The organism is Thermostichus sp. MS-CIW-36 (assembly GCF_054059035.1).
On record NZ_JBSSBR010000016.1, the window covers coordinates 24,047 to 39,578 of the forward strand.

At 60.2% G+C, this 15,532-nt stretch carries 13 protein-coding genes; 5 read left to right on the forward strand and 8 right to left on the reverse strand.

Translation table 11 applies throughout. From position 1 onward, the window contains the following. Positions 1 to 17 precede the first annotated feature (17 nt). On the reverse strand, positions 18 to 1,871 hold the full coding sequence (locus ACVWVQ_RS08570; protein ID WP_457507951.1) for an LptA/OstA family protein: 1,854 nt from the start codon (positions 1,869 to 1,871) through the stop codon (positions 18 to 20). 154 nt (positions 1,872 to 2,025) lie between these two features. Further along, entirely contained in the window at positions 2,026 to 2,967 is a 942-nt protein-coding gene (gene menA / locus ACVWVQ_RS08575; protein ID WP_457507953.1) for a 2-carboxy-1,4-naphthoquinone phytyltransferase, read from the reverse strand. 271 nt (positions 2,968 to 3,238) lie between these two features. Here menA and ACVWVQ_RS08580 point away from each other — a divergent pair, with 271 nt between their 5' ends. Both ACVWVQ_RS08580 and thrC read left to right on the forward strand, forming a co-directional pair. Next, entirely contained in the window at positions 3,239 to 4,885 is a 1,647-nt protein-coding gene (locus ACVWVQ_RS08580; RefSeq protein ID WP_457507955.1) for an isochorismate synthase, read from the forward strand. Positions 4,886 to 5,034: 149 nt separating this feature from the next. Beyond that, complete coding sequence (thrC, locus tag ACVWVQ_RS08585; RefSeq protein WP_414355507.1) at positions 5,035 to 6,114, forward strand: threonine synthase; 1,080 nt, start codon at positions 5,035 to 5,037, stop codon at positions 6,112 to 6,114. A gap of 23 nt (positions 6,115 to 6,137) precedes the next feature. Here the strand turns inward: thrC and ACVWVQ_RS08590 are convergent, their stop codons facing one another. The 5 genes from ACVWVQ_RS08590 to ACVWVQ_RS08610 form a co-directional block, all read right to left on the reverse strand. Further along, the gene (locus tag ACVWVQ_RS08590) at positions 6,138 to 7,043 is read right to left on the reverse strand and encodes a coiled-coil domain-containing protein (protein WP_414355472.1); all 906 of its coding nucleotides are present in this window, start codon (positions 7,041 to 7,043) and stop codon (positions 6,138 to 6,140) included. Between the two features lie 338 nt (positions 7,044 to 7,381). After that, the gene (locus ACVWVQ_RS08595) at positions 7,382 to 8,782 is read right to left on the reverse strand and encodes an AtzE family amidohydrolase (protein ID WP_414409002.1); all 1,401 of its coding nucleotides are present in this window, start codon (positions 8,780 to 8,782) and stop codon (positions 7,382 to 7,384) included. Further along, entirely contained in the window at positions 8,779 to 8,967 is a 189-nt protein-coding gene (locus ACVWVQ_RS08600; RefSeq protein ID WP_457507958.1) for a DUF4089 domain-containing protein, read from the reverse strand. The genes ACVWVQ_RS08595 and ACVWVQ_RS08600 overlap by 4 nt, the downstream gene beginning before the upstream one ends. A 71-nt stretch (positions 8,968 to 9,038) precedes the next feature. Beyond that, positions 9,039 to 9,671 (reverse strand): hemerythrin domain-containing protein, encoded by a 633-nt coding sequence (locus tag ACVWVQ_RS08605; protein ID WP_457507959.1) that lies wholly within the window; start codon positions 9,669 to 9,671, stop codon positions 9,039 to 9,041. Between the two features lie 153 nt (positions 9,672 to 9,824). Next, positions 9,825 to 10,691 carry a tRNA (5-methylaminomethyl-2-thiouridine)(34)-methyltransferase MnmD gene (locus ACVWVQ_RS08610; protein WP_414355468.1) on the reverse strand — a complete coding sequence of 289 codons (867 nt, stop codon included), beginning with the start codon at positions 10,689 to 10,691 and terminating at the stop codon, positions 9,825 to 9,827. 124 nt (positions 10,692 to 10,815) lie between these two features. On the opposite strand from ACVWVQ_RS08610, the gene accD reads away from it, so the two are divergent. From accD to ACVWVQ_RS08625, 3 genes are all read left to right on the forward strand, one after another. Next, entirely contained in the window at positions 10,816 to 11,760 is a 945-nt protein-coding gene (gene accD / locus ACVWVQ_RS08615; RefSeq protein ID WP_414344447.1) for an acetyl-CoA carboxylase, carboxyltransferase subunit beta, read from the forward strand. Positions 11,761 to 11,999: 239 nt separating this feature from the next. Further along, positions 12,000 to 12,395, forward strand: coding sequence for an STAS domain-containing protein (locus tag ACVWVQ_RS08620; protein WP_457507962.1), 396 nt, complete (start codon positions 12,000 to 12,002; stop codon positions 12,393 to 12,395). A gap of 101 nt (positions 12,396 to 12,496) precedes the next feature. After that, positions 12,497 to 13,201 (forward strand): class I SAM-dependent methyltransferase, encoded by a 705-nt coding sequence (locus ACVWVQ_RS08625; RefSeq protein WP_457507964.1) that lies wholly within the window; start codon positions 12,497 to 12,499, stop codon positions 13,199 to 13,201. A gap of 75 nt (positions 13,202 to 13,276) precedes the next feature. Here the strand turns inward: ACVWVQ_RS08625 and ACVWVQ_RS08630 are convergent, their stop codons facing one another. Beyond that, on the reverse strand, positions 13,277 to 15,457 hold the full coding sequence (locus ACVWVQ_RS08630) for an NAD-binding protein (protein ID WP_457507966.1): 2,181 nt from the start codon (positions 15,455 to 15,457) through the stop codon (positions 13,277 to 13,279). Positions 15,458 to 15,532: the final 75 nt, after the last annotated feature.

A 15,532-nucleotide genomic window follows, 5' to 3' on the forward strand; every position in this document is an offset into this window, starting at 1 on the left:
CCCGAGGGGGGATCCCATCAGAGGGCGTCGGTGATGCGAAACTGAAACATGCCCTGCTGTTGCCCGTCCCCTTCGACGGTGTATTCATCTTGTTTTATGTTCAGGGTAACCAGCTTGCCACTGAGGCGATTGGCACCCCGGCACATCTGATCCAGCGCGTTGCGGCCCGGCAGAGCTTGGGTGCTCTCCCCGGGAAGGCGGCCGACCTCTCCCCGATCGCAGAGCACCACAGGAGCCTGTTCGGCGCTGATTTTGAAAATTTGTTCTCGGTCAAAGTAATCGGCGCGATCCCCTTCGATGGCGCGGTTGGCCTGCACAATAACCACATTGCCAAAGAAGCGGGCATCGCCGCTGGCTTGGTCGATCTCCACCCGGTCGGCGTAGATCACCGTCGGCTGATCCACATCGGCCTGGGTCTCCGGGTTTTGTAGCCGCCGCGCCAGCCACTCCCCTTCGATCTGCTCGATCACCACCTCTCCCCGCAGCTCCACCTTTTCAGGGGTGATGGTGGCTTGGTTGGCCTTGGCCCTACGTCCCCGCTGGATAAACTCGACGGCATCGCTAAACTCGGAAGTACCGGTGCGGGAGTTGTAAACCAGGCGGGCAGCCCGCACTTCGGTTTCGGCTTGGCGCAGTTCTTCCGTCAGGGATCCCCCGCCGGGCGTGGGGGTAGAGGCAGCCATCTGCCGGTAGAGGACGTTGTCTTCAAAGAGGAAGATCTTGTCGCGGTGGTTGCCCTCCAGGCGGGCGGAGGTGAGCACCCGTCCGGGTTCTTCCAGGGTAACTCCTCCCGTCAACAGACTTTGGGATTCGCGGCGGCGGTAGGTGCCCTGGGCCGCCTGGATGATGGTTTCCCCCTGGCGGATCTCCAGGTTGCCTTCCCCTTGGGCAATTTGTGTGTTGCGGTCGTACGTGAGGCGGTCGGCAATGATGGTGACTTCTTGATCCTGTTGGTCTGGGGTCGCCTCCGGGCCGGGAGAGGCCTGGGCCAAGCGCAGATCGGCCAATAAGGGATCCCGGCTGCTGTCGCCGGCCACCTCCTGTAACACCACGCCGCCGGAGAGAATGCTTTGGGCCTGTTGCCGCAGGTAGGTGCCCTGGGGAGCGCGAATTTCGATGCCACGTTCGCGAATGCGCAGGTTCCCTTTCCCCTGAGCCACTTGTTGGGTGCGGTCGTAGGTGATCTGGTCGGCGGTGATGGTGATGGAAGCGGGATCCGCTGCAGCACTGGCCACCCACTGGGAAGCGCTGGCGGGATCGGTCGGGGGGGCGGCTGCCGGGCTGTCGGTGCGCAGCACCACCAGCTTGCCCTGCTGAGCGCTGAGAAGGGCAAATTGAAAGTTAAACGAGCCAGAGCGGCCCTGCAACACCATTTCCCAGCCTTTGAGGGTGAACTCCGCGGGCACCTCGATGCGTTCTTCGGGGGTGACTCTCAGGGCGCTGGTCAAGAGCAAGCTGCCATCGTCGCTCCTCACCTCCACCTCGCCATCCAAATACAGCTCGTCGGCGGTGGCATTGTAGCGGGCTCGCTTGGCCCGCCAAGTCATCTGCTCGCTGCTATCAAAAAAGGGATCCGGCACCCCTTCCTGTCGGTCGGCGCTTTCTCCGTAGAAGTAGCCGTGCGCCCCCTGCTCAAATACCTGTTGCCCGGCTGCCAGATCCACCTGCTCGGCGATCAGTCGCCACCGCTGATGGCCTCCCCGACGACCCAAGATATCTACCCTGCGGCTGACCGAGAGGGGCTGGTCGGGGGGAGGAGACTCCACCTTCACTTCTTCGATGTCGATCAACAAGGCCCAGCCCACCAAAGCAGCCAAGATGCTGCTCCCCAACAGCGCCACCCCCAGGTTGGAATTGAAGAATCGCCGCATCCTGTTTTCGCTGCCGCCTCACCTCGACCCGAACTGACCACTCCCCTTGGAGCCAACGCTCTGAGCTAGCACTCTAGGCTGTAGCTTATCCCATTTTGCCGGCTGCACCGGGGGGATCCCTCGCACACCTAGCCTTAAGCCGACTTTTCAGCCTTCAGCCATAGCGGCTGAGGATGAACCCTAGCCCCAGAAACAGCCCCAGCCAAAAGTGGAGGCCGACGGCAATGAACTTGGAATGGCTAATCCGCTGCGGCTGATCGTGATAGGTACCCAGCAGGCGGGAGAGCCGCACCGCAAACGGGATCCCGGCCAAACTCAGCAGGGTCCAAGCTGGAAAGATCCCCAGCCCCACAAACAGCAGCATCAGGCCAAAAAGGCTGCCGCAGAGCCAGGGGATGAGGCGGGCCGAGCGCAAAGTCCCCAGGCGGGCCACCGGCGAGCGCTTGCCGCAGGCTAGGTCATCCTGCACTTGATGGAAATGGGAACAAAACAAAATCAAGCTGGTCGCCATTCCCACCACCAGTGAGGCTGCCAACCCCGGCAGCGACCAGGTCTGGCTTTGGCTGTAGTGGGCGGCCAAAACCGCCAGCGGCCCAAAGCTGAAAAAGCAGAGGATCTCGCCCAGGCCCTTATAGCCCAGGCGCAGGGGCGGCCCCTGGTAGGCATAGCCCAGCCCGCAGGCCAGCAGCACCAACAGCAGCACCGTGGGATCCGATTGCCGCCAGCTCAGCCACAGGATCCCCAGCAGCCCCAGAGCCAAAAAGGCATTCCCCACCCAAAACACCTGCCCCGGCTTGCCCGTCAGGTTGACCAGCGAGTGGAGTTTGTTTTTGTCCACCCCTGTCTGGGCATCGAACACGTCGTTGCTGAGGTTGACCCAGGCCAAGATGCAGATGGCGGCTCCCAAAAACACCCCCAAAACCCCCAAGTCCAGCACCCCTGACTGGGCGTAGGCAATGGCGGATCCCACCCAGATGGGCATGATCGCCACACTGTACATGGGGGGCTTGAGGGCAGCCATCCACAATTGCCGGCGAGAGCGGTTGCTCCATGCGACCTCTGCTGGTGGCTGCACTTGGCCGACATCTGGATTCATGGGAGTTCTCCTTGGGAAGCAAGCCTGCTCTGGGGCCTGTCTCTGGATCTGTCTACAACCATCTGCTCTGTAGGGTAGAGCGCCTGAGAAAGCATCCCCCAGGATGCTAAGAAACTTTGCAGTCCGTGAAGAAGCTCCTCAGATCTGGCCCCCAGAAGCTCAGGCTGCCGGCCCTTCTCCTAATCTCTTATCCTAAAGTCATCTTCTGCCGGTCTCCATCGACGGGTGTCCTGTTTTCGGCCAAGGTGGGATCGTCTTCTTTTTCTTGCGCATGACCTCTTCTCTTTCCCCTTGGAATGCCCACGGTACGCTTGAGTGCCTGGAGTGGCCGAGAGCATGGCCGCCGACTCGCACTTCTACCTGGACGGACGAGGCGAGGGATCGGCGCCACTGGGATCCCTTCCTAACCGCCTGCCAACAGATGGCGCGGGCGCGGGGCGTGCCCCAAATCCTCAGCTTGTCCCAGCCCATCCCAGAGCTGGATCCGCTGGCGGTGCTGGCCCAGAAGCTGGGTTCTCTCCCCACGAACCGATTCCCGAGCTACTGTTATTTCTCCCACAAGGCCCGCGGGGAAAGGGTGCGGGTGCTGGGGTGGGGATCCCTGCGGCGGGTCGATCTCTCGGGAGAAGGGGGCTTGCAGGCGGCGCGGATTTTTGTGGAAGAGCTGCAGCCCCATGTCCATACCGCTTGCGTCGGCAGAATGGAGCCCTCTGAGGTGGGGGGATCCCCAGGCAGCCGGCAGGAACGCCCTCTGTGTTTCTGTCGCCTCAGTTTCAGCCCCAGGAGCAAAGGGGGGGCAGCGCTGGTGCTGCCACGTTGGCAACTGTTGCAGGTGCCAGGCTCCTGGGGATCCCTGACGGTAGCGCGGCTCAATCTGGAAATTGCTCCCGAAAGTGACCTAGCAGCTTTGGCCGGGCAGATCACCGCCTTTTTTGCCCAAATGGAGCGCCTTTCTCGATCCCCCTTGCCCTTGTGGGAATTGCAAGCTCCCGTGCCGGTGGAGGTGGAGGAAGCTGCCCTCTTGGGGCGCATCCAAAAAGCCCTGCAGGCGATTCGGGCGGGATTCTTAGAAAAGGTGGTGCTGGCAGAGGCTGTGGATCTGCACTTGCCTGCCTCGCCATCGATCCCGCCTCTGCTGGCTTATCTGGAAAAGCATCATCCCGATTGCAGCATCTTTGCCTTCGCCGCTCGCGCTACTCGGACGGAGTCCCTGGGGGCAGACAGGCGGGGGAGTTCGCCGGCCAGTCCTCTCCCTCTGACCCAAGAGGGGATCTCTCCCCAGGTTTTCTTGGGGGCCACTCCGGAGCGCTTGCTTTCCGTGTGGCAAGGCCGGGTGCAGATCGATGCCTTAGCCGGCTCCGCCGCCCGCGGCGCCACCCCTGTCCAGGATCGCCAGTTGGCCGAGGAGCTGCTCCGCAGCCCCAAAGACCGCCGCGAACACCAGTGGGTGGTGCGCTCGATCCGGGAGGCTCTGAGTCGGTTGGGGATGGATCCCTGCATTTCCCCTCAGCCTCGGCTGCTCCGTTTGGCCAACATCCAGCATCTGCAAACTTTGATCGAGGCCGAGCTCCCCGCCGATGTGCATCTGTTCGACCTGCTGGCCCAGCTCCACCCGACGGCGGCAGTGGGAGGGTATCCCCAGCAGGCGGCGCTGCAGTGGCTGGAGCGGTTGGAACCCTTTGATCGCTCTAGCTATGCTGCTCCTTTGGGCTGGGTAGATTTACAGGGCAATGGCGAGTTTGTGGTGGGGATCCGCTCCGCCCTGATTCGGGGGGATCGAGCCCGTCTGTATGCCGGTGCCGGGATTGTGGCCGACTCCAACCCAGAGCAGGAGCTGGCCGAGATTCGTCTGAAGCTGCGCTCTCTGGTGCAGGCTCTGGCCCTACGCCCTGCGGCTCTCCCGCTCCCAAGCCTCTGAGAGAGGGGATCGAGAGGGTGTTTCTGCCGCCACTGCGCGAGGTTGATACGAACCGCTCCACGAACCGCTACAGTGAGAAAGCTGGTCTTTAGATTGGCCTCGGTGTTCTCTGCGGCATGGCGACCCTAAATCCCACCCATCCCCCTCGTATGGCCGGATCCCGCGCGCAAGTGGGGCTTTGGCCCGGCCTGATCCAGCACTATCGGGAATGGCTCCCCGTCAGCGCTAGCACGCCTGTGGTCACGCTACATGAGGGCAACACGCCCCTGGTGCCTTCCCCGGCTTTGAGCCAACGGCTGGGGCGAGACTGCCAAGTTTACCTGAAGCTGGAGGGCCTCAACCCCACCGGTAGTTTTAAGGATCGGGGTATGACGATGGCGGTGTCCAAGGCCAAAGAGGCCGGAGCAGAGGCCGTGATCTGCGCCAGTACCGGCAACACCTCGGCGGCTGCCGCTGCCTTTGCAGCCAAAGGGGGTCTGCGGGCCTATGTGCTGATCCCAGATGGCTATGTGGCCAAGGGCAAACTGGCCCAAACCCTGATGTATGGGGCGGAGATCATCGCCATTCAGGGCAACTTCGACCAAGCGCTGGCCATGGTGCGGCAACTGGCGGAAACCTACCCAGTGGCTTTGGTGAACTCGGTTAACCGCTTCCGCTTAGAAGGGCAAAAAACCGCCGCCTTCGAGGTGGTGGATGCTTTGGGGGATGCCCCCGATTGGCTCTGTATCCCGGTGGGCAACGCGGGCAACATCACCGCCTACTGGATGGGGTTTTGCCAGTATCGCCAGCAGGGCAAGGCTACCCGTCGCCCTCGTCTCTACGGCTTCGAGGCTGCCGGTGCTGCTCCCATGGTGTTAAACCGGGTGGTGGAACACCCAGAGACGGTGGCCACAGCCATTCGCATCGGCAACCCTGCCAGTTGGGTGAAGGCCAAGGCGGCAGTGCAGGTGAGCGGCGGCCAGGTGGATAGCGTCACCGATGAGGAAATTCTGGCGGCCTATCGTCTCCTGGCCGCAGAGGAAGGGATCTTTTGCGAGCCGGCCAGTGCAGCCTCGGTGGCAGGATTGCTGAAATGGCGAGAGCAGGTGCCTGCCGGGGCACAGGTGGTGTGTGTGCTGACGGGCCATGGCCTCAAGGATCCCGACACGGCTACCCACCAGGGATCCACCCCCATCCACACCGGCGTTGTCCCTGAGCTGTCCGCTGTTGCCCGTCTGATGGGTTTTTAGGAGAGTCGATAAGTCGATACCGGTCAGGCAGCCTGCGACTTCATGGGCTCCGAGCAGGCCAAAATGAACTGGTCGATCTCCAGCAGGATGCGTTCTGCCTCGGCCAGAGAGGCCGGTACGCTTGCCAGCACCTGGGCATCTACTTCCGCAGCCTGCTCCGCTTCTTGCAAGAGGTTCATCGAGTCATGGCCGAGCAGGAGCTCCAGCTCGTTCAGGGTTACCATGGCCAGTTGCTGTTCGGCTTGATGGAGCTTATTTCGTAAAGTCTGAACTTGTTCGGTTTGCGCCTTCAGCCCGACTTCCGCCTGCTCCGCGCGAGACATAGCCAGTTGTGCAGCCTGCTGGGCCTCATCCCGCTGAGCTTTCAAGAAGGCCATCTCTTGCTCCAATTGGGCCAATCGCTCCTGCAGGCTGTAAATGTGCTGATCCCGGTCTCCCAAAGCTCGCTCTAGCTCGCGATTTCGAACTTCCATCTGCTGACGAGCTTCGTTCGCTTGGGCTAGCTGTTCCGCCAAGTTTGCCATTTCCTCTTCCACGTTGGTAAGCCGACTCAAGCGTTCCAAAACCTGAGCATTTTCCGCTTCAAGTTTCTCAATCAGCGCTTGAGCGCTCAACAGTTCTGCTTTGGTGGAGTCCAGCTCGCCACAGACTTGATCGTAGTTGGCGATTAGCTCGCCAAGCCGGGCTTCTTTGGCTTGCAGTTCTTCTCGCAAGGAGTTCATCCAGCGGTCGCTCTGCTCAATCCGCTGTTGCAAGAGCGGCAGTTGAACCAGAGCTTGTTGGGCAGCACTGAAATAGCCAAGGAGTCGTTTGAAGTGGCGCTGTAGGTGGCTGTGGGACTGATCCAATTTGTCGAAGGCTTCGTTGAGAGAGAGATAGGCCTCGCACAGTTTCATGTAGCGCCGAGCCACAGAATCAGGATGATCCATAGGGTTATAGAGTCCAGGTGGGGGTGCCGTGTCTATTTTATGCTGTTCATTCTATTGGCCAAGCCTGGAGAAGGAGGCATTTGATACAACAACTGGGAGCTTAATTTTACTTTAATATCCGGTGCCCCAATCTCTCTTGCGAGCCAAGGCCAAAGATTCTGCCCCAATACAGCTTCAGACGTTACCCACAGGCTACACAGAGACTAAAGCGGCTCCTCAAAAGCAATTGAAATCTTGTCTTGACCACACAACCGGTTCATCTACATATTTAGTGTTCATGAGAAGATGCCCACGAGCTCTAGCGCTAGATGTGCTGCAAAAGTAGGGCTCTTCATGGCTCAAACCGGCTGCGCATTGGGGATCCCTAGCTTCTCCAAATAGGCGGCTGCCCGCAGCAACTTGGCTTCTTGGTAGGGGGCGGCCACCAGTTGTACGCCAAAAGGCAGGGATCCACTCTCGCGCAACGGCAGCGAAAGCACCGGCAGACCGATAAACGAGAGGGGCTGGGTGTAGAGGCCGAGGTTGGGCCGGGTGAGAACTTCTACCCCATCGATCACCATCTTCTCTTGGCCAAGTAAGGGGGCAGAGCAGGGGGTGGTGGGGGCAATGAACAGATCGATCTCCTGAAAAATGGTCTGCACCTGCTGGCGGTACCAGCGGCGAAAGCGCTGTGCCTGCAAGATCCAACTGGCGGGCAGCAAAGCTCCGGCCAAAAAGCGATCCCGGGTGGCCGGATCGAAGTCGTGGGGGCGAGTTCGCAGGTTGGGCAGGTGCAGGTTGGCTCCCTCGGCAGCCGTGATCAGGTAGGCGGCGGCGCGGGCGCGCTGGGCTTCCGGGATCCGCACAGTCTGGCGGGCCCCCAGGGCTTGGGCCACTTTTTCTACTCCGGCCAAGATGGGGAGCTCTGCCCCTCGGGCAAAGTAATCATCCGCCACCGCGATGCGCAAGCCTTCGATCCCCTGCCCCAACTGCCCAAAGGTGGGATCCACAGGACGCCGGGTACAGACGGGATCTTGGGGATCCGGCCCTTGCATAACATCGAAGCTGAGGGCAATATCGGCCACCGAACGGGCCAAGGGGCCCACGTGGTCGAAGCTGGCGGCAAACAGAGCCACCCCTGCCCGCGACAGACGGCCATAGGTGGGCTTGAGGCCGTAGACGCCACACAAAGAGGCCGGTACCCGAATCGAGCCGTTGGTGTCGCTGCCCAGGGCAAGGGGCACCAAACCTCCTGCCACCGCTGCTGCCGAGCCGCCAGAGGATCCCCCCGCACTGCGGTTGAGATCGTGGGGGTTGTGGGTGGGGCCGTAGTGGCTGTTTTCGGTGACGAAGCCATAGGCATACTCGTCCATATTGAGGGTGCCCACCAAGATCGCCCCTGCCTGCTTGAGACGAGCCACCACTGTTGCATCTTGGATGGCCGGGGGGTTCTCGCGGTTGATTACTGAGCCAGCTAGGGTGGTGAGGCCGGCCACGTCAAACAAGTTCTTGACGGCAAAGGGCACCCCTGCCAGCGGGCCCACCGGGATCCCTTGAGCCACCTGTCGATCCACCTGCTCCGCTGCTTGCAGAGCCGATTCCTCCAGCACGGCTGTGAAGGCATTGAGCTGGGGATCCCGCCGGCGAATCCGCTCCAGACAGGCGGCCACCACCGCTTGGGCACTCACGGATCCCTGGCGGACAGCCCTGGCAATGGAGACCGCGTCGGCGCTGCCGAGAAGATGGGGATCGCCGGTCATACTTGCGAGTCAAAGGTGGGATCTGGCTCAACTATCGGCGGCAACGGGAACTCCAGCACCTGTTGAGCAATGGGCAGAAAGCGGGCAAAATTTTCGATCACCCCTGCTCGGTGTTCAGGATGCAGGGGCAGTTGCAGCAGTTGGGCCATTTGATCGACGTAGGTTTCGGGATCCCAGGGCTGCATGGTTTTGGGGTCAGGGAGCCGATTGCAGCAAAAATACCACCACTAGCCTCCAACAACAAGACCGTCGTTGGCTAGGGAGCGGACATTTGCACAGTGTTGCCCTGCAGCGACCAGAAGCGCTCGTTGGGCAAGACAGGGCGGGTTATCGCCTGCCGTTCCAGCTCATTCAAAGCAACGCGACGGCTATGTGCAGAGCGATTGGAAGCAGCGCTGGCTTGCAGGCGTTTGCGGAACAGACGCAACTGCTGCTGCTCTGCTTCGGGAGAAACATGCTGGGCAAAGAGGGGATGCAAGATTTTCTCCTCCTGATCAAACTGAGCCCGCAATTGCCGATAGAAGTGAAGGGCAGCAGAAGGATCCACCTGCTGCGGGGTGCGCTCTGATTGGTGCAAAAAGCGCGTCAGCTCCGGGATCTGATCCCGCAGATGTTGCTCCAGCCGCTCAGTTTGGGCGCTGAGGTGGGGATCCGCCTGGAGAGCCGACCTGAGCAGGGGGTAGAGAACATGGCGCTCCAGTTGAATGTGGCGGGAGAGGCGCTGTCGCAACCTTTGTACACAGAGGCGTCGCTGCTCCAGATCCAACTCCGGCGCTCGAGACAGGCGAGTCAAAAACTGCAGGATGACGCGGTGCTGTTCAGCACAAAGGGCGATCAGCGTACCGGCAGAGGTTGCTCGCGTCAGCGGGAGGGACTCCTCAGAGGACATGGCATTCACAGCAGAAAAGTTTCATCCTAGCTTAACTTTGTCAAGAAATGGTGGCTTGCGTAAGGGTACGGGAATAGCGCAGGTGTCTTGGATACACTCGGGCAGCAATCCTGGGAAAAGTTGTCCAGATCTGAACTCCGGCAACGCCACTCTCTAGGCTTGCACAGGCCAGCGGCGTTTCCAAGCGGAAGTGGGCTCCAAAGGGGATCCCTGCTGTTCCCGTTGGCGTTGCAGCCGGATTTGCGCTCTATCTCCTTTCAAGGTGGGATCCCGGTAGGGCACGGCAGCGCGAGTTTTCAGGTGCTCCCACTCCATGGGGGAAAGAGGCGGCAGGTGGTCAGGTTGGGGCGAGGCCACTGTCCCCGGCCAAGGACGACCTACCGGGGGGGTAGAGCCGATGAAAAGCCCTGCTTCCAACAGAGCCGCTCGCACCGCCGCTGCACAGGAATAGGTGGCCAAAATGCCGGTTGGTCGCATCCGTTCAGCCACGGCCCGCAGGAAATCCACCGTCCACAGCTCTGGGCAAACCGAAGGGGAGAAGGGATCCAAAAACACCGCATCTGCCCACCCCAGCGGCACCTGCAACACCGTTTGCCGGGCATCGCCCCACAGCAGCGTTCCGCGCCAGCGCTCCGATTGCCAGGATCCCTGTTCAATCCAGTGTTGCCATTCTTGCCCAAAGCTCCAGGTGGATCCCACCCCCGCCTGCCAAGCCTGGCGAGGCACTTCCGGGGATCGCTCTAGGCCGATTACTTCTACAGAACAGTGGGGCCGGATTTGCCAAATGGTTTCTAGGGCAAGGCCGGAGTTGTAGCCCAAGCCAAAGCAAATATCCAAAAGGCGAATGGGCTGGGCGGGATCCCGTTCCAACGGCAGCCGATCCAGCCGGCAAGGGCGGACAAACTTCTCCAAAGCCTCCTGGGCGGCACCACTGACGTTGTGAAAAGCCTGTCCAAACTCTTCCGAGAAAAAGGTCAGGGATCCATCCCCTGTGGTCAGCACCTGCCACCGAGTCTCCATCGCTTGCTGTTGTCTCTATTTTCAGTCGGGCGATTCTTTGATAGCTTGAGAACGTTGAGATGTGTTTCGCAGCTCACCGGCAGGGCTCTCAACATCCCTGGCCAGAAAAGGTGTTTCAACAGCTATGTCTCTACTGGATTGGTTTGCGGAACGGCGCAGACAAACCTCTCTAAACCTGACAGGTAGCAGCCCCTTCGACAAAGAGCGTCAGGTGAGAGAAATTGCCGATGGCCTCTGGCAAAAGTGTCCTGCCTGTGACACCCTGACCTACACCAAGGATCTGCAGCAAAACTGGCAAGTCTGCCCTAGCTGTGGGCATCACCACCGCATTACAGCCCCAGAGCGTCTGGAACAGCTTTTGGATCCCGGATCCTGGCAGCCCCTGGACGAACACCTGGCTCCCACGGATCCCCTGCACTTTTTCGACCAAAAGCCCTACTCCGAGCGCTTGGCCACCTACCAGGAGCGCACCCAGCTCAAGGATGCCGTCCTGACAGGGTTGGGAAGCCTGGAAGGGATCCCGGTGGCGATTGGAGTGATGGACTTTCGCTTCATGGGCGGCAGCATGGGCTCGGTGGTGGGAGAGAAGATCGCCCGCCTCACGGAACGGGCCACCTGCGATCACCTGCCCTTGATCCTCTTTTCGGCTTCGGGGGGGGCCCGCATGCAGGAAGGGATCCTCAGCCTGATGCAGATGGCCAAGACCTCAGCCGCCCTACAAAGGCACCGCGACGCCAGACAATTGTTCATCTCCGTGCTCACCCATCCCACCTATGGCGGGGTAACTGCCAGCTTTGCCATGCTGGGAGATTTGATCCTGGCCGAGCCGGGCGCGCAGGTGGGGTTTGCCGGGCCCAACGTAATCGAGCAAACCATCGGCAAGGGCAAGCTGCCAGAAGGCTTCCAAACCGCCGAGTACCTGCTGGCCCAAGGGCTGATCGACGCGATTGTGCCCCGCACCGAGCTGCGCAAGCGGCTGGCCCAGTTGCTCTCTATGCACCGTCCCCGTTTGCACATGTCCCTTCCCTCCATAGACTCGGAGGCTTTAACCCTGCAACCTATGCTGTAGGTAGATCCGCCTAAGATGCGGAATTTGTGGCCGAGGCCGGATCCCTTCCCTGCGGGGGATGGAGTTCCTGCTAAGCTCTGGGGCGGCTCTTACTTCATGGGTTTACACGGCTTCCCTCTGGCTTGTTGGGAGAGGAGCTGGGGGCGAGAGGGCAGATGTTTTTGGAGGGAGCCGCGCTGTCCCTGGGGATCTTCACAAGATTTCCTGGTGGGCGGTAGCGGATGGTGTTAAGGTGGGGCATGAGGTCTTCACTGGAAACGATGGATTTCAAGCTGCGCATCCGTACTGCTGAAACTCCGCAAGGGCAAAAACTGGCGATTGTGCCGCTGGAGGGTCGTTTTGATGCCAAGGCTGCTTCAGAAGCTCGGCAGTTGCTCCAGCAAGTTATAGATTTCGGTTACACCAATATGTTGATCGATATGTCGTCGGTCACTTTTATGGACAGCTCTGGGCTGGGGGTGTTGATCTCTGCTTTGCGCAAGTGCCGTGCTGCTGGGGGCAACATTAGCCTCTGTTGCGTGCCGGAAAATGTGGCCCTCGTCCTCAACCTCACCTCTATGGAAAAGGTATTGACCTGCTTTAGCGACCTGGAGACCGGCATTGCCAACTTTTCCAGCGCTCCCACGGCTCGTTAGGCCGACATTAGGCCTTACTTTTGGGGATCCCCCGATGCTCTTTTCAGCCCATCAGCGAATTCTGGTGATCCCTCTAGCAATTTTCTCAACAATCTTCAGCCATGCCCCAGACCGGCCTCGATACCTTTCAGCTTCTCTACCAGCACCACCGTGGCCCCAGCTTCTGCGAGCGCATGCTGGCAACAGCTCCTGGGCGCTTTAACGAAGCGTTTTGGCAGTTCTGGCAGATGCACATCGAGCCCTGTCTGCCTCCTGCACCGCGCTTGTTGGATCTGGGAACCGGGCCGGGGTTTGCTCTGGGTCAGTGGGCGCAACGCTATCCCGGAGGACACTTCATCGGGGTGGATGTGATGCCCTACATGTTGGAGCGAGCGGCGGCAGATTTGAAAGGGATCCCTGGAATCCAGCTGCTGCAGGCCGACCTGCACGACCCTCACTTGCCGCTTGCGGCCAACAGCATCGATGCAGCTCAGGCAGTGGTGGTGTTGCACGAGATGGTGCAGCCCTTGCGCTTGTTGCAGGAGGTGTTGCGTCTACTCAAGCCGGGGGGGCGATTTTTGCTGGTGGATTGGGTGCGCGCCCCGCTCAGCCTCTACTTCGATGCCGATACAGAGGCCCAACTCTTCCAGCCCGATACCCCTTTGGAAACGCTGCTGGATCAGTTTACCCACTTCTACGAGCACAATCGCTTCAGCGCCGAAGACCTGGTGTGGTTGCTGGAGAGGGTGGGTTTCGCAGTGGTGGCTCAGCAGCTCTACAACCAAAATCGCTTTGTGCGACTTGCAGCCGAAAAGCCTATCTCCTAAATGTCCAACTGCCCATAACGAGATGTTTTGGACTACGGAGTGCAGAATAGACCAATAAATAGAACAGTGTCCAAATCAATTCAGATTACTCTCGCTGTTTTCGTTCATGGCTGCAGGGATCCAATGGGCAGGCTGCGCCTGGGCAAACACCTGCACTTCAGTGCTCATTTTGCGCAGTTGGCGGGCTAACTTGATTGCCTTGTCACGGGGAAGGGGTGGGCTCACCACCGCCGGCAGACAGCCCAATAGGGGTTTCAGGGCCGTCTTGGGCAGGCGTGCGTAGAACGATAAAGCTGAAAGGATCTCATCTTCAAAATAGGGGTTGCGACACTCCAAAAGGCGCACTTGATACAGCTCTGGGGGAAGAGGCCGTCCTTGGGTCAGGCGAATCAGGGATCCCACCGTTCCCATCACATAGAGTTGATCGCCTTCTTTCAACGGGGTCTTGCCCTCTTTTTGCCAGATCTTGGGAAAAACACAGGGTTTCCCCGGTCGGGAGCGATGCAGCAAGATCACCAGGTCATAGTCCTGGGCCAGTTGGCGCAAGGATAGCCCCAGGTAGTGGCAATCGGCCGAGACCTCCAGCAGCGTCACCAGCAGAGTTTCCCCCTGCCAAGCCAGGGTGCCGTAGACGGATCCCACCAGTGCTGCGGTGGCAAAAGCCCGTGCCCCCAACCCGGTAGCACTGTAGCTGATCCCCAGCGTCTGCATGTGGCGCTGCATCCGAGCGGCCAATTCGGGATCGGTAACCCGCAAAATGGTGCGGATCCCCGGTTGCAGGCTGTGGGACGTCAGGGCCGTCTCCAGGTTGGTGAGATCGTCAGGGGTGGTGCAGATTAGGCAGCGGCTGCCCTGAATGCGAGCCTGTTGCAGCGTGCTTGCCAGGGCATAATCCCCACGAATCACCACTGCCCCCTCCCGTTCCGCCGCCTCCAGCAGAGGGTTCTCGGTATGAGGATCCACAGCCACCACCTCATAGCCCATCTGCCGCAACAACTGCAGCACCAAATAGCTCAGCCGCCCCAACCCCGCTATCACCACATGGTCTTGTTTGGGCATGCGGGCAGCCTGGCCCAAGCCAAAGCGACTGCTCACCAATTTGTCGGTCACCAAGCCGTAAATCAACCCCACCAGGGCGGCCCCCACCAAGGTCATCATCACCGCCAGCACCTTCGCCCCCAGCGGCGTTTCCGGCTGTTGAAAAGCCTCGATATCCCCGTAGCCCCCTGTCAGCACCACAATCGTCAGCAACAGCCCATCGAAGACGGGTTTGCCGATCATCCTGAAATTGATCACCCCCAGCACCAACATGGCCCCCAGGGTGAAGGTGAGGGTGCGCACGATGGGCTTGACCTGCAGGAGTCCCTGCACTCCCCTGTGCAGCCAAGACACGAGGGATCCCTGCCCCAGCAACCTGCCTTGCCGTTGTTGTCGCTTATCCTGCACCTGTTCGCTGGCCCAGCGCTGCGCCCGTGAGGAGCCCCGTCGCCCGTTGCGTTCCAGCAGTTGCAGGTAGGCTCTGGGGTTGCAAATGACCAAAATGCGATCCCCCTCCAGCAGCTCTGCCTCGTGGTCAAAGTCGTCGAAAACTCGCTGTTTGGAAAAGTTAGAAAGCCCATCCACCGGGTAATGAAACAGCACCCGCGCCCCAAAAGTTTCCTCCAGCTCCGAGAGGGGCATATGCAGCAGGCGGGAGTTGTATCCGATGGTCAGCTCTACCACGTTCCAGAGGCTGGTCTCTTGGTCTGAGACGAAATAAGCCGGATCTGCCAGCTCTGGCGGGAGTGTGGCCGGCTGGGCTTCCAACTGGGGCAGCTCAAAGTAGCCAACAAATTCGTCGGAAACGGCCTTGAGGGCAAAAGCCGGGGCAGCCAAAGCCGCCACCGATAGGGAAAAATGCTGCGGCAAAACCGAGTCGAGATAGCGGGCAAGGCTGTGGTTGAACAGACGCGAGACGACGCGCACCTGTGGGTTGAGATCTCGAATCAGCAAAGCCAGCTCAAAGTTGGCTTGGTCATCGTCCTCCAGCAGCAGCGCCACCTTGACCCGCTCGATCCCAGCTTGCCGTAACACCTCCGGCTGTCGCGGATCCCCCTGCAGGTATTCCCAGTCCTCTTTCGGATAGGGCCGTGGGCCGGGAGCCACCACCACAGCCCGCTGTCCAAAAGCCTCTAGGGCCTGGAGAGTGAGCTCCACTAAGTCGTTGTAGCCGCAGACAAGGATAGAGACGCCCGGATCCCTGCTATTCTCTTGCACCTGTGCATGAGGCGATCTCGAAAGGGAGCTCACTATAGCTCTGTCATCTACCCTGCTCCCGTTATACCCGAAGCC